Origin of the sequence: Geobacillus sp. B4113_201601 (assembly GCF_001587475.1) — a bacterium.
Taxonomy (GTDB): Bacteria; Bacillota; Bacilli; order Bacillales; family Anoxybacillaceae; genus Geobacillus; species Geobacillus icigianus.
Window position 1 is genome coordinate 12368 of sequence record NZ_LQYX01000086.1, and the last position, 23815, is coordinate 36182.

The 23815-nt window shown below is 50.6% G+C and carries 19 protein-coding genes, 1 pseudogene and 1 riboswitch; of the genes and pseudogenes, 2 read left to right on the forward strand and 18 right to left on the reverse strand.

The features are described from left to right. Positions 1-297 (reverse strand): annotated as a pseudogene (locus B4113_RS20610) (hypothetical protein); the annotation flags it as partial. A gap of 680 nt (positions 298-977) precedes the next feature. Between B4113_RS20610 and B4113_RS12480 the strand changes: the two are divergent. Both B4113_RS12480 and B4113_RS12485 read left to right on the forward strand, forming a co-directional pair. Next, entirely contained in the window at positions 978-2621 is a 1644-nt protein-coding gene (locus tag B4113_RS12480; protein ID WP_051962787.1) for an APC family permease, read from the forward strand. A gap of 261 nt (positions 2622-2882) precedes the next feature. Next, on the forward strand, positions 2883-3152 hold the full coding sequence (locus B4113_RS12485; protein WP_033021788.1) for a hypothetical protein: 270 nt from the start codon (positions 2883-2885) through the stop codon (positions 3150-3152). Positions 3153-3328: 176 nt separating this feature from the next. Here B4113_RS12485 and rbsB read toward each other — a convergent pair whose 3' ends face one another. The 17 genes from rbsB to B4113_RS12570 form a co-directional block, all read right to left on the reverse strand. After that, positions 3329-4264 carry a ribose ABC transporter substrate-binding protein RbsB gene (gene rbsB, locus B4113_RS12490; protein ID WP_033021787.1) on the reverse strand — a complete coding sequence of 312 codons (936 nt, stop codon included), beginning with the start codon at positions 4262-4264 and terminating at the stop codon, positions 3329-3331. 32 nt (positions 4265-4296) lie between these two features. Continuing rightward, positions 4297-5241, reverse strand: coding sequence for a ribose ABC transporter permease (gene rbsC / locus B4113_RS12495; RefSeq protein ID WP_033021786.1), 945 nt, complete (start codon positions 5239-5241; stop codon positions 4297-4299). Further along, positions 5238-6731, reverse strand: coding sequence for a sugar ABC transporter ATP-binding protein (locus B4113_RS12500; RefSeq protein ID WP_033021784.1), 1494 nt, complete (start codon positions 6729-6731; stop codon positions 5238-5240). Before B4113_RS12500 ends, rbsC begins: the two co-directional genes overlap by 4 nt. 33 nt (positions 6732-6764) lie before the next feature. Beyond that, on the reverse strand, positions 6765-7163 hold the full coding sequence (gene rbsD / locus B4113_RS12505; RefSeq protein WP_033021781.1) for a D-ribose pyranase: 399 nt from the start codon (positions 7161-7163) through the stop codon (positions 6765-6767). Then, entirely contained in the window at positions 7160-8056 is an 897-nt protein-coding gene (rbsK, locus tag B4113_RS12510) for a ribokinase (RefSeq protein WP_033021779.1), read from the reverse strand. The genes rbsD and rbsK overlap by 4 nt, the downstream gene beginning before the upstream one ends. Further along, the gene (locus B4113_RS12515; RefSeq protein WP_033021776.1) at positions 8053-9042 is read right to left on the reverse strand and encodes a LacI family DNA-binding transcriptional regulator; all 990 of its coding nucleotides are present in this window, start codon (positions 9040-9042) and stop codon (positions 8053-8055) included. The genes rbsK and B4113_RS12515 overlap by 4 nt, the downstream gene beginning before the upstream one ends. Positions 9043-9566: 524 nt before the next feature. Next, positions 9567-10691 (reverse strand): KdpD-like non-kinase potassium sensor, encoded by a 1125-nt coding sequence (gene kdpDN, locus B4113_RS12520; protein ID WP_033021774.1) that lies wholly within the window; start codon positions 10689-10691, stop codon positions 9567-9569. Next, positions 10681-11259: a potassium-transporting ATPase subunit KdpC gene (gene kdpC / locus B4113_RS12525; RefSeq protein ID WP_033021772.1), complete on the reverse strand. Its 579-nt coding sequence runs from the start codon at positions 11257-11259 to the stop codon at positions 10681-10683. Before kdpC ends, kdpDN begins: the two co-directional genes overlap by 11 nt. 21 nt (positions 11260-11280) lie before the next feature. Further along, on the reverse strand, positions 11281-13314 hold the full coding sequence (gene kdpB / locus B4113_RS12530; protein WP_033021770.1) for a potassium-transporting ATPase subunit KdpB: 2034 nt from the start codon (positions 13312-13314) through the stop codon (positions 11281-11283). 15 nt (positions 13315-13329) lie between these two features. Next, the gene (kdpA, locus tag B4113_RS12535) at positions 13330-15012 is read right to left on the reverse strand and encodes a potassium-transporting ATPase subunit KdpA (RefSeq protein WP_051985103.1); all 1683 of its coding nucleotides are present in this window, start codon (positions 15010-15012) and stop codon (positions 13330-13332) included. Positions 15013-15063: 51 nt separating this feature from the next. Beyond that, complete coding sequence (gene kdpF / locus B4113_RS21230) at positions 15064-15144, reverse strand: K(+)-transporting ATPase subunit F (protein WP_081917057.1); 81 nt, start codon at positions 15142-15144, stop codon at positions 15064-15066. A 401-nt stretch (positions 15145-15545) separates the two neighbouring features. After that, positions 15546-15711: riboswitch (cyclic di-AMP (ydaO/yuaA leader) on the reverse strand. Between the two features lie 309 nt (positions 15712-16020). After that, positions 16021-17493 carry a sodium:solute symporter gene (locus B4113_RS12545; protein WP_033021766.1) on the reverse strand — a complete coding sequence of 491 codons (1473 nt, stop codon included), beginning with the start codon at positions 17491-17493 and terminating at the stop codon, positions 16021-16023. After that, complete coding sequence (locus B4113_RS12550) at positions 17490-17690, reverse strand: DUF3311 domain-containing protein (RefSeq protein WP_033021764.1); 201 nt, start codon at positions 17688-17690, stop codon at positions 17490-17492. Before B4113_RS12550 ends, B4113_RS12545 begins: the two co-directional genes overlap by 4 nt. 34 nt (positions 17691-17724) lie before the next feature. After that, the gene (locus tag B4113_RS12555) at positions 17725-18909 is read right to left on the reverse strand and encodes a M20 family metallopeptidase (RefSeq protein WP_033021762.1); all 1185 of its coding nucleotides are present in this window, start codon (positions 18907-18909) and stop codon (positions 17725-17727) included. Positions 18910-19057: 148 nt separating this feature from the next. Continuing rightward, the gene (locus B4113_RS12560) at positions 19058-20287 is read right to left on the reverse strand and encodes a hydantoinase/carbamoylase family amidase (protein ID WP_061912542.1); all 1230 of its coding nucleotides are present in this window, start codon (positions 20285-20287) and stop codon (positions 19058-19060) included. A 259-nt stretch (positions 20288-20546) separates the two neighbouring features. Beyond that, entirely contained in the window at positions 20547-21854 is a 1308-nt protein-coding gene (locus B4113_RS12565) for a hypothetical protein (RefSeq protein ID WP_033018188.1), read from the reverse strand. A gap of 480 nt (positions 21855-22334) precedes the next feature. Next, positions 22335-23696, reverse strand: coding sequence for a UDP-glucose/GDP-mannose dehydrogenase family protein (locus B4113_RS12570; protein WP_033018189.1), 1362 nt, complete (start codon positions 23694-23696; stop codon positions 22335-22337). Between the last annotated feature and the right edge of the window lie 119 nt (positions 23697-23815).

Below are 23815 nucleotides of genomic sequence, written 5' to 3' on the forward strand. Positions count from 1 at the left end.
TCCTTTGCCTTTCTTGTACAACTAGGCATCCGGATCCGTCACGCCCCGCTCGGAGTGATCAAACAAATACGATAGCAACATCAGGCGAAGCAGCCGTTCCGGATCCGCCGCTGGACGACCCGTTTTTTCCGTGTACAGGGGAGCCACCCCATCGTGAATGACGGAAACGTCAACCGCTTCATTGATTTGGCGTAGGAGATGATGTGGGGGAACCCGTTCCTCCATGTCGATGACTGGAAACAGACGAGGCTGAGTCGAAGGATGATTGGAGGCTTTCATGATCCGCTCACGCTCCATTTAAAGATTCTTCTTCCGTTTTCAACATACCCCCCTACATTCCTGCCTTGGTGTGTACTTTTTCACCGGCCTCTTATATATTGAGAGAGGGTGTCCCAGTCCTGTTGCGATCCCTGATTCCCTTGCAATCCCCTTTCCAGCTCCAAAACAAGAAATGGAAGCAGATGACTTTTGAATTCTTTTGCATCTGTAGTAAAATAAAAATGCTCTAGCCTTGGATTCCCCCTTGCGCGCGATCGTTTCTAGAGGGGCGGTGAAAAACCTCTGTCGCACACGAATCGGCGGCATTTTCATTCAGAAAAGAAAGCTGATTCTGCTAGGTTTCTCTAATTGAGAAACAGATGGAATCAACAGTATTTTACATTAAATCACCAGCCCTCTAGGTCTTTGAATGCTGCCGAGCGCCTGATCGCCAAACAGTGGTTCAGAGATTGGGAGCAAAGCGCATCTGTACACATGAAAAAGCTCGATTCAAGAGAGGACAAGCTTTTGATCAATGGCCCTCAAAGCGAGGATAGACCGACACAAGGGCTCAAAACATGGCCATCTTGAATTCAGAAGAAAAAGCGCCGCTTCAAACGATCAATATGAAAAGACGTCTCAACGGGGAAGAATCATTGTTGGCACCGATTGCTTGTTTCGCTCGCCGGCCATCTCAAAATCTTGAAGGAGTTGATGATATGCAACGGAAGATGGGAACATTTTCGTTAATGATGACTGGTTTAGGATCGATTATCGGATCGGGTTGGTTATTTGGGGCTTGGAAGGCAGCGCAAATCGCTGGTCCTGCTGCTGTTTTCTCATGGCTGATCGGCATGCTCGTGATTTTAACCATTGCATTGTCTTACAGCGAGCTTGGCACAATGTTTCCCGAAGCTGGCGGAATGGTCAAGTATACTCAATACTCTCATGGCTCTTTTGCTGGATTCCTTGCCGGCTGGGCGAACTGGATTGCCATCGTTTCAGTGATTCCCGTCGAGGCGATCGCCTCAGTTCAATACATGAGTTCTTGGCCTTGGAAGTGGGCTTCTTGGACTCATGATCTTGTCCATGAAGGACAGTTGACCGGAGAAGGGTTATTTTTTGCCTCGCTGTTGATTTTGGTTTATTTTTTTCTCAATTACTGGACCGTCAGTTTATTCGCCAAAGCCAATTCTATGATTACGGTATTTAAATTTATTGTTCCGACCGCCACCATTGTTGCGCTTTTAGCTTTTGGGTTTCAAAGTGGAAATTTTACCGATCATCCTTCGTTTACGCCCTACGGTTGGTCAAGCGTGCTAACGGCTGTCGCCACATCAGGAATTGTATTCGCTTTCAATGGTTTCCAAAGCCCTATTAATATGGCTGGGGAAGCAAAAAAACCCAACTTTTCTATTCCGATTTCTGTCGTCGGTTCAGTGTTGATCGCCACCATGTTGTACGTTTGCTTGCAGATTGCCTTTGTTGGAGCGATCGATCCCGCACTCGTTCAGCATGGGTGGCATCAACTGAGTTTTAATTCCCCATTTGCTGATTTAGCGATTGCTCTCGGGGTGAATTGGCTCGTTATTTTGCTTTATGTAGATGCGTTCGTCTCCCCATCCGGTACGGGAACAACCTATACGGCGACGACAGCGCGCATGATTTATGGGATGCAGAAAAACGGCTATTTTCCTTCCGTGTTTGGGACATTGCATCCTATTTATGGAGTTCCGCGAGCAGCGATGTTCTTTAACTTAGCAGTATCGTTCGCATTTCTCTTTTTATTCCGTGGATGGGGATCGTTAGCTGAAATTATTTCCGTCGCTACACTGATTTCTTACATTACCGGACCCGTCACAGCGGCTGTATTGCGCCGAACTGGCGCCCATTTGTATCGCCCGTTTCGCCTTAAAGGACTGCCGATCATCGCTCCTTGCGGTTTTGTGTTTGCTTCTTTAACTTTCTATTGGGCTCGTTGGCCGTTGACAGGACAGGTGTTGTTTATCATTTTCATCGGCTTGCCTATTTATTTTTATTATCAAAGCCGAAACGGCTGGCGCCAATTCGCTCAAGAGCTGAAAGCAGGAATCTGGATGTTGGTATATTTGCTTAGCATGGCATTGGTGTCGTGCTTAGGAAGCAAACAATTTGGAGGAAGGGACATCATTCCCTACGGATGGGATATGGGCCTCGTTGCCCTCCTCGCTCTCGCCTTCTATTTCTGGGGCGTGCGCAGTGGAGTGGTCACGAAACATTTGCAGGAAGCCGAGCAACTGAACAATGAATTGAAACGTCGCACCCAGATGGTGGAGGAAGCCGCTCTTCCGTCCGCCCGAACGATCTCTAGTCAGTCAAAATAAATCATGGTGTGTGGCTATTACGTGGCTCGGGCCCACTACCTAGAGACGTTCTTTTTCATATCTAAATAAATCGTGGTGTGTGCTATACTAGCTCCTTCCCACCTACTCCGCGCCGTTTCTGCAAACGGCGCGCTTGTTTTAATAGGCTTGAACGACGCCTGGCTGACGATCGGTTACAGAACCTTCTCCTTTATTCATTGGCGCTCAGCATAAACATAAGCAAGCGGATCTGTCGCCCCGATCAAAGCAAATCGCATACTTATGGCAGCGATCGAATCACCTATGAACACCGCGGGCAAACGATTGTTGTTGCTAAGGGACGTGCAACGCGACCGCCTGTTCATGCTAAAGGTACACTCCGTGAGCATAGATGCTTTCCGTAAAAATGCCGCACGGACGCAAGATTTTCATCCCCGGGTGGAGGGCAAATCACGCTGCCCATGGATCTTTTCCGTGAAAGGAAGAAGATCTTTCTGCTTCATAGAGAAAGAGAAGCTGTTTCTCATCTCAATGGGAGAATCCAACCAATAAAGCAGCATGAGCCTTCTTGCATCTTCTGCCTTTAAGTCTTACTGCTGATTGCATGGAAGACAGCGTCTCGGTAATGGTTTTTGCTTTTTCATTCAACAGCTCCATCAAGAACAAAAACAAGCAGCGGTGCTAGCCGAGCCTTGATGCTCAACCAACACCGCAGATCCAATGGCATGTTATTGCCGGTGAACTAATTCAAGCGGAACCGGGATGAATGGTTCCACTTTCTCCCCTTTGTGAACGCGAATGGCGGCTTCCACAGCTTTTTCGCCAATTAATGCCGGTTTTTGCGCGACCGTGGCTGCCATTTTGCCTTCTTTCACCGCTTTGACCGCATCATCCGTGGCGTCGAATCCAACCACCATCACGTTGTTCATTCCATGGGCTTGCAACGCTTCCAATGCCCCTAAGGCCATCTCGTCATTATGGGCAAAGACCGCTTGAATGTCTTTATGGCTTTGCAAAATGTTTTCCATGACCGACAGTCCTTTCGCCCGGTCAAAATCTGCCGCCTGTTTGGCGACGACCTTCATATTGGCCGCTTTGTCGATGACTTGGTGAAATCCTTCTCCACGTTCACGAGCCGCCGAAGAACCAGGAATCCCTTCTAATTCCACTATGTTTCCACCGTTTTTCAAGTGATCGACAAGAAATTGGGCTGCCATTTTCCCTCCAGCCACATTGTCGGAGGCGATATGGGTGACCACTTTCCCGCCATCCGCGCTGCGGTCAACGGTAATCACTGGAATGTTGGCGCTGTTCGCCGATTCAATCGCCGAAACCACGGCGCTAGCGTCCGTCGAGTTGACCAAAAGCACATCGACCTTCTGCTGGATCAAGTCTTCAATATCGTTGATTTGTTTCGCCGAATCATTTTGGGCATCAACCACAATCAGTTCTGCCCCTTTGTCCTTGGCGGCTTTTTCAGCCCCTTCTTTTAATGTGACAAAGAACGGGTTGTTCAAGGTGGAAATGGACAAACCGATTTTGACTTCTCCGTCCTGTTTCGTTTTCCCTTGGCCGCTCGATGCGTTGTTCTGTTCGAGCGAACATCCACCCAACACGCCTCCCGCAAGCAACAATGCTGCCAATAACCCCACTGCTTTTCTCATTTTGATTCCCCCTTGTTTTTTGATCAAATCTATCATGCTTCTTTGCGGCGATCGAGCAAGACCGCAAGAAGAATGACCGCTCCTTTAATGACCTGTTGATAAAAGGAAGATACATTGAGTAAATTTAAACCATTGTTTAACACACCGATCATGAGTGCTCCCACCAATGTGCCAAAAATCCATCCTTTTCCTCCCGATAAGCTGGTACCGCCTAAGACAACCGCGGCAATGGCATCCAACTCGTACGCTGTTCCTGCCGTCGGCTGCGCTGAATTCAAACGGGAAGTTAAAATGAGCCCCGCCAAAGCAGATAACGCCCCTGTTAGCGCATACACATACATTTTCAGCCGGTCCACGCGAAGTCCTGATAGACGGCTCGCTTCTTCGTTCCCGCCAATCGCGTACGTATGGCGGCCAAACGTTGTCTTTTTCAATGCGATATACAAAACGAGATAGACGACGAGCATCAAGATGATCGGCACGGGGATGCCGAAGAAATAACCGCGGCCCATCATCTGAAACAGGATGTCACTAGATGCAAACCCTGTAACGGGACGTCCGTCCGTGTAAACGAGAGTCAAGCCGCGAAACGCCGTCATGGTCGCCAACGTAGCGATAAACGGAGCGACCTTACCTTTGGTGATCAGCACTCCATTCAAGACGCCCATGGCCGTGCCAGCTAACAAGCCGACGAATATGGCGACAAATCCATTGATCCCTTGCGCCATCATTCCCGCTGTTATGGCGCTTGATAGCGCTAACACAGAACCCACCGATAAATCGATGCCTCCCGTTAAAATGACAAACGTCATGCCAAAGGCAATGAGCGCGTTAATCGATACTTGCCGCAACAGATTGAGCCAGTTGTCCATCGTCAAAAAGTCATCACTCAATACGGAAAGCACCATGCATAGCAGAACCAATCCGATCAAAGGCCCTAGTTTTTTCACATCCCATTTCCGCTTTGCTTCCATCATCGATTCCCCCCTGTCGCCGCCCGCATGATCGTTTCTTGATCCAGCCCATCGTTCTCCAAGACCGCCTGAACGTTTCCTTCATGAATCACCATAACACGGTCACTCATGCCTAATACTTCTGGCAATTCGGAAGAGACCATCACGATCGCGACACCTTGAGCAGCCAGTTCATTGATGATTTCGTAAATCTCTTTCTTTGCCCCCACATCCACGCCGCGAGTAGGTTCATCCAAAATGAGGATGCGGGGGTTCATCGCCAGCCACTTTCCGAAAACAACTTTTTGTTGATTTCCACCGCTCAATGCTTTTACCGCTAAATCAGGCGAAGAAGTTTTAATATTCAGCAGATGGATGAATGACAACACCACGTCCCGTTCTTTCGATGACTGGATGAATCCTGCTGTCGCCAATTGTTCCAATTTCGGCAACGTCAAATTCTCATGAACACTCATCTCGAGAACGAGCCCTTTTTGCTTTCGGTCTTCGGTAATCATGGCGATGCCATGTTCTACAGCTTGACGCGGAGAGCGGATGCGCACAGGGCGTCCGTCGATATAAATGTCTCCTTCATCGAATGGTCTGGCGCCGAAAATGGCTTCCATGATCTCTGTTCGCCCTGATCCCATCAATCCTGCAACACCAAGCACTTCACCAGCCCGCACGGAAAACGATACGTTTTCAAACACTCCGATTTTCGTGAGTCGTTCCACACGCAATCGCTCTTCTCCGATGGTGACACGCCGCTTTGGAAAGCGCTCCCCGATTTGCCGGCCGACCATCATTTGCACAATTTCATCAACGTTCGTTTCCTTGACTCGTTTTGTGCCGATGAACTGGCCATCACGCAAAACGGAAATCCGATCGCAAATCGTAAAAATTTCTTCCATCCGATGAGAAATGTACACAATCGCGATCCCTTGCTCCTTCAAGGTTTGAATGACGGAAAACAAGGCCTGAATTTCCCGTTCCGTGAGCGCCGCTGTCGGTTCATCCATAATGAGGCACTTGGCGTTCGTCGAAATCGCCCTAGCAATCTCGATCATCTGCTGTTTCCCGACCGATAACCGGCCGGCGAGCTCTCTCGGGTTCAGGTCCATTCCTAATCTCCGTAAATGGGCAGCGGCCTGTTGTTCCATTTCTTTATAACGAATGACACCCGTTCGCCCGATTTTCGGCTCGCGCCCAAGGAAAATATTTTCCGCCACCGTCAACGTTGGAATGATGTTCAACTCTTGATGAATCACGACAATCCCGTCGCGTTCCGCCTCTTTCGGATGGCGGTAATGCACGTCCCGCCCGTTGACAACAATCGTTCCCCCATCCCGATCATAAATGCCGGTCAGCACTTTAATCAGCGTCGATTTCCCCGCACCATTTTCCCCCATCAACGCATGCACTTCTCCAGGGAGCACTTCAAAATCAACGCCATTCAAAACGATATTGGTGCCAAACGACTTTTGGATCGATCGCATGTCAATTAAGGGCCTCATAGTTTCTGCCCTCCTTTTCTTTCAGACATTTTCCTATGAAAAGTTCACACCAGAACGAAGAATGATATTGGCATAAGGAGTGGCTTCCCCTGTACGAATGACTGCCTTCGCTTCCTTCGTCATGACCTTGAATTCTTCATGAGGGACAAATTGAATCGGCACCTCTCTCATTCTAGCTTTAATGCTTTCGTACATGTCTGGATTTTGGGTTTTGATTTCCTCCGCTAATACGATTCTTTCCACGACCAACTCATCGATGACCGCATCCAAGACGGACAAAAAAGGTGGAACCCCTTTGACAACAGCTAAGTCAATGCGCGCCTCTTCGTTTGGAATCGGCAGCCCGCAATCAGCAATCACGATCGTATCGGTGTGTCCTAGCGAGGCAAGCAATGTGCTCAGCTGTTTATTTAAAATCCCTTGTTTTTTCATGACTGACTCCCTTCCTGTTTGGCCAACAATGATTCGACATCCTCCCGTGTCGGCATCCCGGCCTGCGCACCGAGCTTGGTGACCGATAGCGCTGCGGCCGCATTGGCAAACCGGCACGCTTCCGCGAGCGGCTTTCCTTCCGCCAGCGCAACGGCGAGCGCGCCGTTAAACGTATCGCCTGCCCCAGTCGTATCGACAACCGGCACGCGGAAACCCGGGATGAGCTGTTCCTGCCCATCTTGCCAAATGCGCACTCCTTTCGCCCCTTCAGTGACGATCAGTTTATTGACCAACGTGCGCTCGTCCATGCCGGCAAACAACCATGTGCGCTCATGTTCGTTTGGCGTTAGGAAATCGACCTGCTCAAGCACGGACGGCGGCAGCGGCTGCGCCGGAGCGGGGTTGACAATGACCCGCACACCACGGCGATGGGCGAGCGAAACCGCCCGCTCGATGACCGGAATCGGGATTTCCAGCTGCAACAGGCAAACATCGCTTTGCGCAATGACCGATTCGTACTTGTCGAGGTCCTCTGGAGGTAAGGCGTGATTCGCTCCGGGCACAACGATAATGCGGTTATCTTGTTCGGAAATGGTAATCGACGCAATGCCGGTATGTTGATGTGTAACCGGTTTCACACCGTCGACAGAAATCCCTTCGCTTTGCAGGGAGCGAAGGAGCTCCCTGCCGAATGCGTCCTCACCAACCGCACCAATCATTCGCACGTCGGCGCCAAGACGGGCGGCCGCCACCGCCTGGTTCGCTCCCTTGCCTCCGGGAGTGGTGAGAAACCGCTCGCCCAAGATGGTCTCCCCTTGGTTTGGAAACCGTGTCGCCACGGTGACTAAGTCCATGTTGATACTACCAATCACAGTAATGACAGGCTTGTTCACGTTTGTTCCCTCCTTGACGTCGATTGCCGCACCATTAATTGAACCGGAAGCTGATAATGAATTTTTTCCAGTGGCTTTCCTTCGATTTGTTTGATTAAAATTCTGGCCGCGATGGCCCCCATTTCATAAATGGGCTGAGACACCGTCGACAGCTCAGGGGTGGTCATTTCCGTCAACGGGATGCCGTCGTAACCGATAATCGCAATATCATCAGGGACTGTCAATCCGCACTGCTGAACCGCTTTCAACGCACCGACCGCCATCGCGTCATTGCCGGCAAAAATGCCATCGATCTCATGATCGGTCAAAGCAGCCATCACCGCTTCTTTGGCCTGCTTGAGCTGGTAGTTCCCCTGAATCACTAACCGCTGCTCCCAAATCCCCAGTTCCATCATTTCATCTTGGTAACCACGAAAGCGCTCAACCGCGTTGACCACATGCATCGGACCTTGAATATGAGCGATGCGCCGACATCCCATTTCATACAAATGTCTAGTCGCCAACCGCGCACCCCCATAGTTATCAGCGACCACAGACGGATACCGCTCATGGAACGGACGGTCCAGCACAACAATCGGAACATCCCATTCATCCACTTCATCCGGCGTCAATTGGTTCGTTGTCAAAATGACACCGTCCACATATTTTTGTTTTAACACTTCGATGTATTCTCGTTCTTTTTCGGCTTTTTCATCGGAATTGCATAGAATAACCGTATAGTCATAAATATTCATCACATCTTCCACCGCGCGCACGAGTTCCGGAAAGAATGGGTTGGTAATATCGGGGACAATCAAGCCAACCGTTTTCGATGTTTTTTTAAACAGGGCCCTCGCCACTTCACTCGGCTTGTAATTCAGCTCCTTCATCGCCTGTCTGACGCGCTTCTCCGTTTCTTCATTCACGTATCCGTTTTGATTCAACACCCGCGACACGGTGGCGACGGAGACACCTGCACGCTTTGCGACATCACGAATCGTTGCCATTGTCGATTCCTTCTCTTTCGTTGATGTAACCGGTTACAGATAGTATACATGATTTCGGAGAAGCCATCAAGCTTCTCCTATCGTTTTTTTTTGCTCCTAGAAGGCTGGTAAAAAACAACGGATTCGTTGGATTGGTGAGAAATCACAAGGAATGGAATGATGAATTTCCCAGTTTTTTTGAGAAACACGGTTGGAGAGCAGTATTCCCCCTTCAATCACCAGCCTCCTAGAAGGCCGGTGATTGAATAAGAAAGGCCGCACCAAACCATTCTTTCCGTACTTCAGAAATCTAGCAAAATCCCTGTTTATAAAAGGCTGGTGATTTAAGGGAACAGGCCGCTTACCAGCCTTGTTTCTCAAATAGAAAAGCCTTGTCACATCGGTATCGCATTTCACACGTTCCCCCATCGATCAAGAGAGACAACCGTTTTTCACCAGCCTTCTAAGCGAGGACAAAGCTGGGCGAAGCGGATTTTATTGCCCAAAACTGCTTTTGTTCTGCCGTTTCAAATGTCTCCATCCCTTCATCTGTCCGATACGACAAGCACATCGACATGTTTGAGCTGCTTCATAATGACATGAATGAGCGATCCTTTCCAAATTTCTTCCCATCTCGTCCGCGCCGACATCCCCATGACAATTTGTGTAATCTTATATTCTCGACATACATGCACGATTTGATGAGCGACATGCCGCGGGCCGGCTTCCCGAACAAGGAACATGGCACCAAACTGTTTCGCCATCTTTTCCCATTCGGCGATTGCCTTTTCCGGTGACTGCCCTTTTTGCTTAATATGTAAAATGTACAGCTCCGCATTTAATCGTTGAGCAATTCGCCAGCCACGGCGGATCAATTTTTCGGCATTGGGCCGGTAGTTGACGCATACAAGAATTTTTTCATGAATGCCTGTCGGTTCTTCAATCCCTTGCTGTTCCCGTTCTTTCTCCAAACGCATCTCGATGTCGTCGGCGACTTCTCTTAACGTCAGCTCCCGCAAAGCGACAAGATTGCCTTTCCGAAAAAAATGATTGAGGGCCTGCTCAATTTTTTCTTTTCCATATACTTTTCCTTCTTTTATACGCTCACGCAACGCTTCCGGTGTAATGTCGATCACTTCAATCTCATCGGCTTCCCTAAGCATAAAATCGGGGACACGTTCGTTCACCCGAACGTCGGTCACTTGCTCTACAATGTCATGAACGCTTTCCAAATGTTGAATATTCATGGCCGTCCATACATGAATCCCGGCGCGCAAAATGTCCTGCACATCTTGATAACGCTTTTTGTTCTTGCTGCCGGGGGCGTTGGTATGGGCCAACTCATCGACAATCACTACATCCGGATTGCGGCGAATCACCGCGTCAACATCCAATTCCGTCAATTCTTTTCCTTTGTAATGGACTCTCTTGCGAGGAATGATTTCCAAGTCTTTAATTTCCGCTTCGGTCTCAGCCCTCCCATGCGTTTCCACGATTCCGATGACAATATCGACGCCCTTTTCTTTTACATCATGGGCATCCCGCAACATATGAAACGTTTTGCCCACCCCGGGGGCCGCCCCAATATAAATTTTGAGGCGGCCTTTTTTCATTTTCTCAATGTTCTGTAAGATTTCTTCCGGGGTCATTCGTCTATATTTATGATTCATTCCGCTGAGAACGCTCCTCCACTAATTTTTGCACAGCCATATTTAAGCGCACAACGTTCACCCGCGGTTCACCAAATACCCCCAAGGCTCTCCCTTCTATATGCTCTTTGACCAACCGGGTCAACCGCTGTTCGGACAATCCTGTCGCCTTTGCGACCATCGGCACTTGAAACAAGGCGGCTGCCGGGCTAATATGCGGGTCAAGTCCAGAGCCTGAATTGGTAATTAAATCGATGGGAATCTCGTTTTTCTCTTTGCCCGGAACCTTGTTTAACCACTGTTCTGCGTCTTTCTTCATCCGTTCGGCCAGTTCTTTATTGGAAGGCCCGTAATTGGGAGAACCGGACGCGCTAGCATCATACTGAATCGATGACGGGCGGCCGTGAAAATAACCGTCCCGCTGAAACGGCTGGCCAATCAGTTCGGAAGCGACGGGCTTTCCGTTTTCATAAATGATGCTTCCATTCGCTTGATGAGGAAATATCAACTGGGCTAGACCTGTCATGGCCGCAGGGTACCCAAGTCCAAACAAAACTATCATCAACAAAGCAAAACGAATGGCTCTCATGTCCATCTCTCCTCTCTTTGTTTACATAAACAAGCCTAGGACTAAATCAATGACCTTGATGCCAATAAACGGGGCAATCACCCCACCGCCTCCATATATCAACATATTTCTACGCAACAGCTTTTCCGATGACATCGGTCGATAACGAACCCCTTTCATCGCCAACGGAATCAACAGTGGAATGATCAAAGCGTTGAAAATTAACGCCGATAAAATCGCGCTCGCTGGCGAATGCAAATGCAAAATATCGATCGCTTTCATCTGCGGAATGGTGGCGACAAATACCGCTGGCAAAATAGCGAAATATTTGGCGATGTCGTTGGCAATGCTGAAAGTCGTCAACGCGCCTCTGGTCATCAACAACTGTTTTCCGATGGAAATCACTTCGATAATTTTCGTCGGATCCGAGTCAAGATCAATCATATTTGCCGCTTCTTTAGCCGCCATCGTCCCGCTGTTCATAGCTAATCCGACATCGGCCTGCGCCAAGGCGGGGGCATCATTCGTGCCATCCCCTGTCATGGCCACTAAGTTCCCTTTGGCTTGTTCTTCCCGGATCACTCGTATTTTGTCTTCCGGTTTGCTTTCAGCAATAAACTCGTCCACTCCCGCTTCTTTCGCGATCGTCGCGGCGGTCAGCGGATTATCTCCTGTGCACATCACCGTTTTGATCCCCATTTTTCTCAATTCTTCAAACCGTTGCCGCATTCCTGGTTTGACCGTATCTTTCAAGTAGATGATCCCTACGATATCTGCTCCGACCGAAACAGCCAAGGGCGTGCCGCCTTGTCTGGCAATTTGTTCGCTTTTTTCCTTCAAGTCGCTCGGGATGCGGCCCCCTAGCTGTTTGACGTGATGGGAAATCGCATCAACGGCTCCCTTGCGATACGGAACCCCTTGAATGTTCATACCGCTCATTCTTGTATCAGCCGAGAACGGAACAAACTCTTCGTGATCATATTTCGCCATCTCCCCCTGCCAGCCCTGTTGCTTCGCTAATTCCAACACCGAGCGCCCTTCCGGCGTTTCGTCCTTTACCGACGACAACACCGCTGCTTCCCGCACCTGTTCCTCGGTTGCGCCACCGACGGGAATGAACTGGGCGGCCATGCGGTTCCCAAATGTTATCGTTCCTGTCTTATCCAGCACGAGCGTTGTCACATCCCCCGCCGCTTCCACAGCTTTTCCGGACATAGCCAGTACATTGAATTGGGTCAAACGATTCATTCCAGCAATGCCGATGGCGGACAATAAGCCGCCGATGGTAGTTGGAATCAAGCAAACGAGCAAAATAATCAACGTAGTCGTCGACAGCTGAATGCCGACATAGCGAGCAATGGGCACCAATGTGACAACGACAATCAAAAAGATGAGCGTAAGAGTCACCAGCAATATGTTCAACGCTAGCTCATTCGGTGTTTTTTGCCTTGACGCTCCTTCAACGAGCGCGATCATTTTATCCAAAAACGACTCGCCCGGATCGGCCGTGATTTTCACTTTGATCCAATCGCTGACGACCTTTGTGCCGCCGGTTACCGAGCTGAAATCCCCTCCCGCTTCTTTGATTACAGGAGCAGATTCCCCAGTGATGGCCGATTCATCGATAGATGCCAGCCCTTCGATAATCTCCCCGTCGCCAGGAATAAGATCCCCGGCTTCGACAAGAACGACGTCTCCTTTCCGCAGTTGTGTGGATGGCACCTGTTCTATTTCCCCTTTGGCCCCAATCCGTTTGGCGATCGTATCGGCCTTCGTTTTCTTGAGCGATTCAGCCTGCGCTTTTCCTCGCCCTTCCGCCAACGCTTCGGCGAAATTGGCGAACAAGATGGTAAACAAAAGAATGAAAAAGACAGCCAATTCGTAGGTCCAGTCCTCTACGCGAAAAAAGCGCGGGAACAACAGCATCAGCAACACCATCAATGTTCCGACCTCGACGACAAACATGACCGGGTTGCGCATCATTACGAAAGGATTGAGCTTTTTGATGCTTTCGATGGCCGCTTCCCGCACAAGCTCAGGATGAAGCAGTGATTGACGCGGATTCTTTTCTCTCATCTTGACATATCCCCCTTAGCGAATGGTTAAATATTCCGCCACCGGCCCTAAGATTAGCACAGGGAAAAACGTAAGCGCGCCAATGATAAATACAGTGGCAAATAAAATCACGCCAAATGTAGCAGTATCTGTACGAAAGGTCCCTGCGGTTTCAGGCACAGGTTGTTTTTTCACCAATGAGCCGGCCACAGCAAGCATCGCTATGATGGAAAGATATCTCCCTAAAAGCATGACCATTCCGGTCGAGATGTTCCAAAAAGGCGTGTTGTCTTTCAATCCTTCAAACCCCGATCCATTGTTGGCTGCTGAAGATGTAAATTCATACACGACTTGCGAAATGCCGTGAAAACCGGGGTTGCTAATGGCTTCTGTTCCCATGTGTGTCATGAGCGCAAACGCCGATGGCGCTAAGATGATCAGAGGATGCACTAATAAGGCGACGACGATCAATTTCATCTCCTTCGGTTCGATTTTGCGCCCTAAAAATTCTGGAGTGCGTCCTACCATCAATCCGGATAAAAACACGGCAATCATCGCATACATTAAGATGTTTACAAACCCAACTCCATCGCCGCCAAACACGTTGTTCAACATCATCAGCGCCAGCGGAACAAGCCCGCCGATAGGCGTTAAACTGTCATGCATGTTGTTGACCGAACCGGTTGTGGCTGATGTAGTAATGGCAGTAAACAAACTAGAGAGCGGAATGCCAAATCGCACTTCCTTCCCTTCCATATTTCCCCCATCAGTCGTCAACCCCCATTTGCCAAAAAGAGGATTCCCGGCTTGTTCGGCTTTGTAGACCACTCCTAGCATCAGAATGAACAAAACGAACATCGTCGCAAACAAGACCCACCCTTGTTTGCGCTTTTTCACCGCATAACCGTACGTAAAAGGCAGAGCGGCCGGAATGCACCACATCGATAACATTTCAATGACGTTCGTAAGCGGATGGGGATTTTCGAACGGATGAGATGAGTTGGCGCCGAAAAACCCACCCCCGTTTGTCCCAAGATGCTTGATCGCTTCAAGTGAAGCGACAGGCCCTAACGCCAACGTTTGTACGCCCCCCTCTAGGGTCGAGACAGTCATGCGCGCCGAAAACGTTTGCGGCACCCCAAAAGCCACCAATAAAATCGTGACGACAATCGAGAGCGGAAGCAGTACACGCACATTGGCGCGCACAAAATCTTGATAAAAGTTTCCTATCGTTTTTCCTTTTTGTGATAAAGCGCGAATCAACGCGATGGCGACCGCCAACCCTGTAGCAGCTGATGTAAACATCATCATGGTGATCACGGCCATTTGTGATAAAATGGACAGCCCCGATTCTCCGCTATAATGTTGCAAATTCGTATTCGTCATAAAACTAATTACTGTATTGAACGTAAGAGTGGGCTCCATGTTTTCTGCTTTGCCACCATTCAGCGGCAAAACATGTTGAACGCGCAATAGACCGTAAGATAGGCCCAATAATATGACATTGACCACCAGCAATGCTGCACCGTACGATTTCCAAGACATTTCTTCTTGTGAACGAAGGCCCGACAATTTGTAAATGACCCTTTCCACCGGTGAAAAAAAGCGATCGATCGCCCCTTTTCTAAAAAACGCCCCATACATATACGCGCCTAACGGCATCGCAATCACCATTAACAACAAGAAAATGAAGATATATTGCCAAAAGGCGTTCCACATACTTTTTCCCCCTCACACGCGATCACTCATATCCCGAAACTTGATGACGACTTAAAATTTTTCCGGATAAATCAAGGCATAGGCCAAATAAACAAATATTCCGAGTGTCACCACACCTACGATCCAAATCATTGTTCTTCTCCTCCGCTCACGACAGAATCGCACCAACTAGAAAATTCGTAAAAGAGAAGAAAACTGACGACAAGCAGAGCAACCATCATCACATCCCACACAGCCATCCCTCCGCACTGTTCATTATTTCTATCAGTTGCGTGCATTCGCTGATCGATGGGCAAAAATCAACAAGCTATCCTCGATCTTACTAAAACAAGTTGATTCCTTCTCGCCACCCGTCTTTCGCCAAGCAAAAATCCGCTTTGTCGTTCATCAACCGTATGCACAGACTTGATAACCGATTGCTTGCGACGGCCCTAACCAAAAACATAAAACAACAAAAATGTAATATTTTTATTTAAAATGAACAAAAAAGCAGTCAGGGGATGCCTGACTGCTTATAGAAAGCCATAGGAAATCCCCCCTCTCTCAACACGCTTACGAGGTTAGCTGACGGATTCGGGTGATGAGAGTCACCCTACCAGTTCAGAACAAACGCCCCGAACTGGATTCACCCCATGTGGCACACTTGCCACGGTTGGTTCCCCCGCTCCGATATAAAATCGGACTCAGCGATCCATATAGGGAATAAATGGTGATTGATTCAATTTGAAGCTCATTATACTCCTGCCATTCAAAGTTGTCAAAACGCCAAAAACCGTTCTTTTTTAGCAAATAGAAGCAAAAACACATATAGAAAGCGATTACATATTCGTTTTTTGCATCCTTTCCTATAATTTTCTCCGCTTTGCTCTTATTTTCATTTTTTCTCAACGCGCTAATCTGTCTAGGAGGCCGGTGATTTAAAGGGTATTCAAACCAAAAGGAAGGCAATGGAATCCGAGGCCTTCCTTCGTCTCTTACGCATATCATCCCTATTCAAGCGATAACGCTTTACATCACTTGTTTTCTTTCGTTCGTACTCACCGTATGAAACGGAATCCAACTAACAACAACGGTAACAACCATATTAATGATCAACGCGACAATGCCAACGTTTAAGTCTTGCACCGCTTGCGGCAGCGATGGGAACAACGTGCCGACGCTGCTGCCGGATAACGTAATGTACGCAACCGTCGCGACGCCAGCCAAAATGCCCGCAAACGCTCCTTGCTTCGTGACAAAGTTTTGCTTCCACAAGCTGAACAAAAACGATGGGAACAATTGCGTCACGAGACTGTATCCCATAAGTAGCAGCGCCACGATCGTATCGCCGCCTCGAAACGTAACGTACAACGAAACAAGGGCGATGACCGGAACGAGATATTTCGCCAACTTGGCGACTTGCTCGTCCGTTGCGGACGGCGCAAACACTTGATACACATTTTTCACAAGCAACGTCGATGCAGTCATCAAAATCATCGACCCCGGCACCATGGCGGTGAGCAGCCCGGCAGCACCGATCAATCCCACCACCCATGGATCAAATGTTTTCACTGATAATTTCAACAAAGCCAAATCCGCATCTGAACCTTCGAGACCCGGCACTTGCAAAATAGCCGTAAAACCGACGAAAAACACAAATAGTAAGATTAACTGATAAATCGGCAGAACAATGGCATTTTTCCGAAAAACGTTGGCGCTTTTTGCCGAATAAATCGAGCCGAACGTATGAGGCCACATATAAAAACCAAGCGCCGTCAACAACACGGTTGAGATGAACCATGAGACGCTCATCCCTTTGTCTGGCAATGCTAAAAATCCAGGTTTCGCCTGCTCGACCGCCTCAAACATCGGCTGAATGCCACCGTAATAGTGGAACGGAAGATAGATCCCTAAAAAGACGGCCACGACCAAAATCATGATATCTTTCACAACCGCCGTCCATGCCGAACCGTGAATGCCTGAAATCATTACGTAGATCGTTACCGCCAGCACACCGATCCAGATCGCAGCAGTCGGGGAAATCGTGCCGTAAGAAGCTTGGGACACGATAATACCGAGTCCTTTCAATTGCAGCACCAAGTACGGAATGAGCGCCACAACCCCCACAAGCGCCACGAGAACGCCGAGCATCGGGCTATCATACTTACGAGCGAAGAAATCGGATTGGGACATCAATCGATGTTCTTTCGCATACTTCCATACGTTCGGCATCATCCAATACGATAGTACATAGGCTAGGCAGCCGTAAGCGATGATGTAGAACGTCGGACCGCCCTTGCCGTAGGCCCAACCGCTCCCGCCAAGGAAGGTAAACGTTGTGTAAATCTCGCCGGCCATCAAGAGAAACACAAACATCGTACCAAACCCGCGGCCGCCGACGGTCCATTGTTCCAAATTCATATCTTTCCCTTTGCGCGCCTGTAGACCTAAATAAAGGGAAAGCAACAAGAACGCAAAAATAATGACTAACGCTGCATTCATGTTTGCTCATCCTCCTTCACCGCGGGATCAAAGCGATACACAATCGCCATAATGACCGACGTAGCGATCACCCAGGCAACTAGCCAAAAGAGAAGTAACGGCATTCCGAACACGTAAGGTTCGACCTTGTTCACAAATGGGATGCCGCCAAGCATGCCAACAAACGGCAGCACCATCAGCCAACGGATAGACTTCATTCTCTCTCCCCTTTCTTGAGATGAGCGGAAGCGCCTATTCCGCTTCCGCCAACAATTTCAACGTTGCGCCGACAAACAGCCGCACGCCGATCTCGAGCGCGTCTTCGTCGATCGTAAAGCGCGGGTGATGGTGCGGGTACACGATGCCTTTTTCCTCGTTTCGGGCGCCGACGTAAAAGAAGCTGCCCGGCGCTTTTTGCAAGAAGGCAGAGAAATCTTCGCCGCCCATGTTCGGTTTCAAGCGGGCGACGGCTTCGTCGCCCAACAGTTCGCGCGCTGTTTCCTCAATGACGCGGGTCACTTCGTCATGGTTGATCACCGGGCGATAGCCGTAGTCAAATTGGAACTCGTACGAGGCGCCGTGCGCTTCGGTAATGCCTTTGACAATGCGCTCCATCCATTGCGGCACCGTGCGCCGCAACGTGTCGTCAAACGTGCGCACCGTCCCTTGGATTTCGACCTCTCCGGGCAGGACGTTATGCGCCGTGCCGGCGACAAATTGCGTCACGGACACAACGAGCGGCTCGATTGGGTCGACGTAGCGCGAGACGATGTGCTGCAAGTTCGTCACGACTTGCGCCCCGATGGCGATGGCATCGATCGTTTGATGCGGCATGGCCCCGTGGCCGCCTTTGCCGATAATGCGAATGAAAAAGCGGTCCGGTGCCGCCATCATCGGCCCGTACACGATGCCGACTTTTCCGCGCTCCAGCGGCGACCAAAGGTGTGTGCCGATGACGACATCGACCCCGTCCATGACGCCCGCTTGCACCATCTCTTCCGCCCCGCCTGGGAACAGTTCTTCCGCATGTTGGAACAAAAAGCGAATCTCGCCGCGGATGGCATCGCGCAGCTGGGAAAAAATTTTCGCCGTTCCAAGCAGCATCGCCGTATGGCCGTCATGGCCGCACGCATGCATGACGCCGGGGTTTTTCGAGGCAAATTCAAACGAGTTTTCCTCTTGAATCGGCAGCGCGTCCATATCGGCGCGAATGGCGACGACCCGCCCGGGCTGCTTGCCGACAAGCCGCGCCATCACGCTCGTTTTCGTCGGCCGTGAAAGCTCAAGGTGGCCGAACGATTGCAGCGTCTCGAAAACAAACTGCGCCGTTTTCTCCTCTTGGAATGACAATTCAGGATGGGCGTGCAGATGGCGGCGCCAAGCGATGACGTCCGCTTTCACTTCATCAACGAGTCGTTTGATTTCTTCCCTTGTCATCTGAGTTCTCCTCCTGTTCTTTGTTCTTCCCTTTGGTCAGGCGTCGATCAAAGACGAATTCGGCTCTGGAAATGCCCCATGATCCTCAATCAGACAGGTCGCGTGAATTTTTTCCAACATTCGCCACAACCTTTGTTCATCTTTTTCGTTATTCCGCTTGCGCCAGCTGCCATACGGTATGATAAAGGACCGCCGCTCCCGCTGCACAATCCTCTTTCGTGCTCCATTCCGCCGGGTTATGGCTCACCCCGTCTTGGGAGCGGACAAAGATCATTCCGATCGGGCAAAGAGGAGCCAACTGCACCCCGTCATGGGCCGCACCGCTCGGCAGCCAAAACGGTGGATACCCGAGCTGCTTGCACGCCCTTTCCGCGGCCTGTTTTACCACCTCAGAACATAGCACCGGCGGCATGTCTTGCAGCCGCTCCATCATGAGACGAACGTTCCGACTAGCGGCGATCTTCTCTGCCTGCGTAGCGATCATGTTCCAGACTCGGTCGCGCACCTCTGCGTTCAAATCACGCAAATCTAGCACAAATTCGACTCGTTCGGGAATGATATTAATGCCGCCTGGAAACACATGAAGCTGTCCGACCGTTCCGACCGTTGTCCCGGTCCGACGCGCCTCCTCTTCTATCACGGCCATGATGTGGGCAGCTGCCACCAACGGATCACGGCGCAATGACATCGGCGTCGCTCCGGCGTGTTCCGCCTTTCCTTCGATCGTAAATTTCACCCAAATCAGCCCAGCGATGCCGGTGACAATGCCAACAGGAAGCCCTGCTTCCTCAAGCACCCGCCCTTGTTCGATGTGCAATTCGACATAGGCTTTCACCGTTCCGCGTTTTCGCGCCGCCTCGTGCAAGCGGTTCGGATCACCCCCCGCCCGCCTCATCGCTTCGGCAACAGAAATTCCGTTCGCATCGCGGTAGTCGAGCGCTTCCAGCGGCAGCGTCCCAGCCATGGCACGGCTGCCGATCATACCGAAACGAAAGCGCGCTCCTTCCTCGTCCGTAAACGCTACGACTTCGATCGGGTAATGTGTCTTCACTCCTTGCTCGTTCATCGATTGAACGACTTCGATGCCCGCCAGCACTCCAAGCGGACCGTCAAAGCGCCCACCGTTGTAAACCGAATCCAAATGCGATCCGATGAGAACAACAGAGGCTTCTCGATTCGTCCCTTCTTTCCGTCCGATTACGTTGCCTGCCGCATCTTCATGCACAGCCAGCCCTGCTTCACGCATGTAAGAAACGACCAAGTCTTTCGCCCGCCGTTCCTCAGCCGTGAACGAGAGCCTCGTCACCCCGCCACTCGGCTGTTTCCCTATCTCCCCCAACTCCATCAGCCGTCGCCAAAGACGTTCCCCTTGAACCAACCCACTTCCCCTCTTTCCGGCGATTTACGGATGAATTTCGGTTATGTCCTTAATTATAACAAATTATTCTAAATTTTTAAATAGTAAATAACTGAATAATTTGAATATTTCTCTTCCAAACGTTCTCGTTTTGCCAACCCAGCCAAGCAGGGGTTTTCCTGTTTCTCCAAGGCGATGCTCCCCGCCTTTGTTTTTCGTTTACACATGGTTTTTTTTCAACTAAAAATCGGCTTCGACAAACGACCGAAGCCGATTCACTTTATAAAAAAAGGCGATACACTTTCCGCGGCCGACCGCGGGGATAGGGGTTCGTCTCCCCAATGGCTTCCGCGAGACCAGCAGCTTCCAGTTCTTTTAAAATCCGACGAGCACTGCGCGGCAAAATTTGCATATACGCCGCCAGCTCATGGGCTTCAATTTCATTGTTGCCGCGCTTGCGCAAAACCGCTTGCAGTTTGCCGATCGTTGCGACGCTTAACCTTGTGCGTTCTGCCAGCTCCCGCAGCTCCTCGCCGCCGAGCGAATAGCGGATTTGTTCTCTTGCCCCCAACGGACCGGCGATCGTCCCATCATCAAAAGCCGCCATCCAGGCGCCCCTTCCGTGCTGTTTCGCATGCAAAAACGCTTTTCCCGCCTGAATTTCCGCCTCGTACGCTGTTCGCCCGATGCCGATGCCACACGCTGCGATTTCCTCATAAAGATGGGCCATCTCTTCGGCCGGTGGAATCGTTTTATAGCCAGCGGTCATCTCTTTCAATGCGCCTCTCGTTGTAAAAATGACGTAGCGGCCTGGCCCTGCGCTCTTCAGTGATCCTTGAACTTTTCTTGCATACCGCAACAATTTTTCCGTTGTTTTCATCTCTAGACGATACATGTCATCCGTCGAAAAGGTCTCGGGGGAGACGGCCTGCATCGCATCGACTTCAATCATTTGCACAGCGATTTGCGCATCTTGCGCCTGCAGCATCTGTCCCGTGCGAATGATGGTTTGGATGACCGCTTCCACCGCTGAGCGGGCGGGCAATACACGGTACACCGGCATCCCGAGTTTCTCCAGTTCGAGATGAGCGGTCCGCAAACAGGTGACCGCCGCTTCCGTTTTCCCTTGTTTCCAAAGGAGGTAATGATAGTCGGACAGTTCCTGAGCCGAAATTCCTCCCTCGTAATGCTTGACGTATGGAATCGATTCCTCGATGCCCGCTTCTTCCAGCAGCCGTTCGATTTCGCGGCGTTGGTACGTGTCAAAACTAAGCCGGCTGACCGGAATCCGTTTCGTATAGTGCACCTGTAGCAGCGTCCGATACAAACTGGCACCAATATGCGGCACATAAAACAGCGGCGCCTCGATCTCTCCGGACTGCTTGACGATCGAATACGGCACTTGTCCGGAAAACAACCACATATCCGCTTCTGAAGCAAGCGGTCGAATTAAATCGAGAATTTCGCTTTCATACCAATAAACAACGGGAAGACAAACGAATTCCTTATACGCCTCTACCACTGCTTGAATGATCGGCAATGAATCGTCTGCCCCGAATATCCCTAATCGAAGGCGAATGGCACACACCTCCCTCCTCTGCTCCCTTCTCGAGGGCGAACAACGCCGCGCCTGATTCGCTTGTTCCTTGATATTTCTTGCCGGTCCCAAGGAGAGTCTGGAGGCTGGTGATTTAACCATTTATACGGCTTTACCATGTCATTTCTCAATTAGAAAAACATTGTTGCATCGGTCCTGATTTTCACGCGTTCCCCCATTGATGAACGGAATCAGTGGTTTTTCATCGGCCTTCTAGGAGACCGATGATTTAAGGGGACAAGTCGCTTATCAAGCCCGTTTCTCAAATAGATAAACCTTGTCGCATCAGGATCGCCTTTCAAGTGTTCCCCCATTGCTCAAGAGAAACAACCGTTTTTCACCAGCCTTCTAGGAGGCCGGTGATTGACTCGCGCAACCGCTTGCCGGAACTGTTTTTCAAGTCGAAAAAGCTTGTTGCATCAGCCTCTATGTTTGCGCGTTCCATCATCGATCAAGGCAAGCAGCGATTTTTCACCGGCCTCCTTCTGTTTCTCCTTGAGTTGTGACCGGAGCGTGCAACGAAACGCCTAGTGCCCCACCCGCCAGCGGCCGTCCGATCGACTCATAGATCAAGCCGGCGGCCGCTGCTTGTTTGACGTCATAGCAATTGCGTCCGTCCACCACCAGCGGCGTGTTCATGAGCGCCTTGTAGCGGCCAAGGTCAAACTGCAGGACGGCCGGCCATTCGGTGAAAATCAAGCAAACGTCCGCGTTGCGGATGGCGTCCTCGATCGTCTGGCAACAGACGACCGCATCGCCGAACCGGCGGGCGACATGCCCTAGGGCAGCCGGATCCCAGACGCGCACGTTTGCCCCTTCGGCAATGAGCCATTCGATGTTCGCCAAGGCGGGCGACTCGCGCACATCATCGGTGCCAGGCTTGAACGCCGCGCCGAGCACCGCCACCGTTTGGTTGCGAAAGTCGCCGATATACGAACGCGCCTTATCGATCAGCTTCCACTTTTGCTTTTCGTTGACATCGATCGCCGCCCAAACCGTTTTGAGCGAATAGCCGTAGGAAGCAGCTAGGGCATACAAGGCGTTCGCATCTTTCGGCAGGCAAGAGCCGCCGTAGCCAACGCCAGCGCGCAAAAAGCGGCGGCCGATGCGCGGATCCATGCCGATTCCTTCCGCCACCGCCTCAATGTCGGCACCGGTTAGTTCGCACACGTTCGCGATTTCGTTGATATAAGAAATTTTCAACGCTAAAAACACATTGGCGGCGTATTTGATCATCTCCGCGCTTTTCCGGTCGGTGACCACATACGGAAGCGCAAACGGGGCGTACAGCTCCTTCATCGCCCGTTCAGCGCGGTCCGAATCCACTCCCAATACGATGCGCGGCGCCTGCAGCGTATCGCGCACCGCCGTCCCTTGTGAGAGAAACTCCGGGTTGGAAACGACGTCAAACCGCACGCGATGGCGCGCATGCTCGGCCAAAAAGCGGGCGGCTTCATCTCCGGTGCCGACCGGCACGGTTGATTTGATGGCGACCAAGCAGTCGCGCTCCGCCGTCAACGCAATGCGGCGCAACACCTCCCAGACGTCGTTGAGCCGCACCGATCCGTCCGGCAATGGGGGCGTGCCGACGGCGATCATGATCACTTCCGCCTCTCGATACGCTTCCTTGTCATCAGTTGCAAAGCGAAGGCGGGCGCGGTTCCGCTCAATGAGCGGCTCCAGCCCCGGTTCGTAAATCGGGATGGCGCCGTCGTTTAACAAGCGGATTTTTTCCGCATTCACGTCCACACATGTGACGCTATGCCCTTTATCCGCCAAACAAGCGGCGGTCACGAGCCCCACATATCCTGTTCCTGCGATCGCGATGTTCATCGTTTTCCACACCTTTATTGATCCTTTGCGGCCGTAGTCGCTTGTACTCATTATAGCGAATCGCTTGTCGATTTTCACGATTTCCGTCCGACCGCCAACATGTGCCAAAAAAAAAAAAA

Coding starts and splice junctions, on each gene's coding strand:
- B4113_RS12480 (WP_051962787.1), top strand. CDS start 978: ATGCAACGGAAGATGGGAACATTTTCGTTAATGATGACTGGTTTAGGA.
- B4113_RS12485 (WP_033021788.1), top strand. CDS start 2,883: ATGGCAGCGATCGAATCACCTATGAACACCGCGGGCAAACGATTGTTG.
- rbsB (WP_033021787.1), bottom strand. CDS start 4,264: ATGAGAAAAGCAGTGGGGTTATTGGCAGCATTGTTGCTTGCGGGAGGC.
- rbsC (WP_033021786.1), bottom strand. CDS start 5,241: ATGATGGAAGCAAAGCGGAAATGGGATGTGAAAAAACTAGGGCCTTTG.
- B4113_RS12500 (WP_033021784.1), bottom strand. CDS start 6,731: ATGAGGCCCTTAATTGACATGCGATCGATCCAAAAGTCGTTTGGCACC.
- rbsD (WP_033021781.1), bottom strand. CDS start 7,163: ATGAAAAAACAAGGGATTTTAAATAAACAGCTGAGCACATTGCTTGCC.
- B4113_RS12515 (WP_033021776.1), bottom strand. CDS start 9,042: ATGGCAACGATTCGTGATGTCGCAAAGCGTGCAGGTGTCTCCGTCGCC.
- kdpDN (WP_033021774.1), bottom strand. CDS start 10,691: ATGAATCATAAATATAGACGAATGACCCCGGAAGAAATCTTACAGAAC.
- kdpC (WP_033021772.1), bottom strand. CDS start 11,259: ATGAGAGCCATTCGTTTTGCTTTGTTGATGATAGTTTTGTTTGGACTT.
- kdpB (WP_033021770.1), bottom strand. CDS start 13,314: ATGAGAGAAAAGAATCCGCGTCAATCACTGCTTCATCCTGAGCTTGTG.
- kdpA (WP_051985103.1), bottom strand. CDS start 15,012: ATGTGGAACGCCTTTTGGCAATATATCTTCATTTTCTTGTTGTTAATG.
- kdpF (WP_081917057.1), bottom strand. CDS start 15,144: ATGATTTGGATCGTAGGTGTGGTGACACTCGGAATATTTGTTTATTTG.
- B4113_RS12545 (WP_033021766.1), bottom strand. CDS start 17,493: ATGAATGCAGCGTTAGTCATTATTTTTGCGTTCTTGTTGCTTTCCCTT.
- B4113_RS12550 (WP_033021764.1), bottom strand. CDS start 17,690: ATGAAGTCTATCCGTTGGCTGATGGTGCTGCCGTTTGTTGGCATGCTT.
- B4113_RS12555 (WP_033021762.1), bottom strand. CDS start 18,909: ATGACAAGGGAAGAAATCAAACGACTCGTTGATGAAGTGAAAGCGGAC.
- B4113_RS12570 (WP_033018189.1), bottom strand. CDS start 23,696: ATGAACATCGCGATCGCAGGAACAGGATATGTGGGGCTCGTGACCGCC.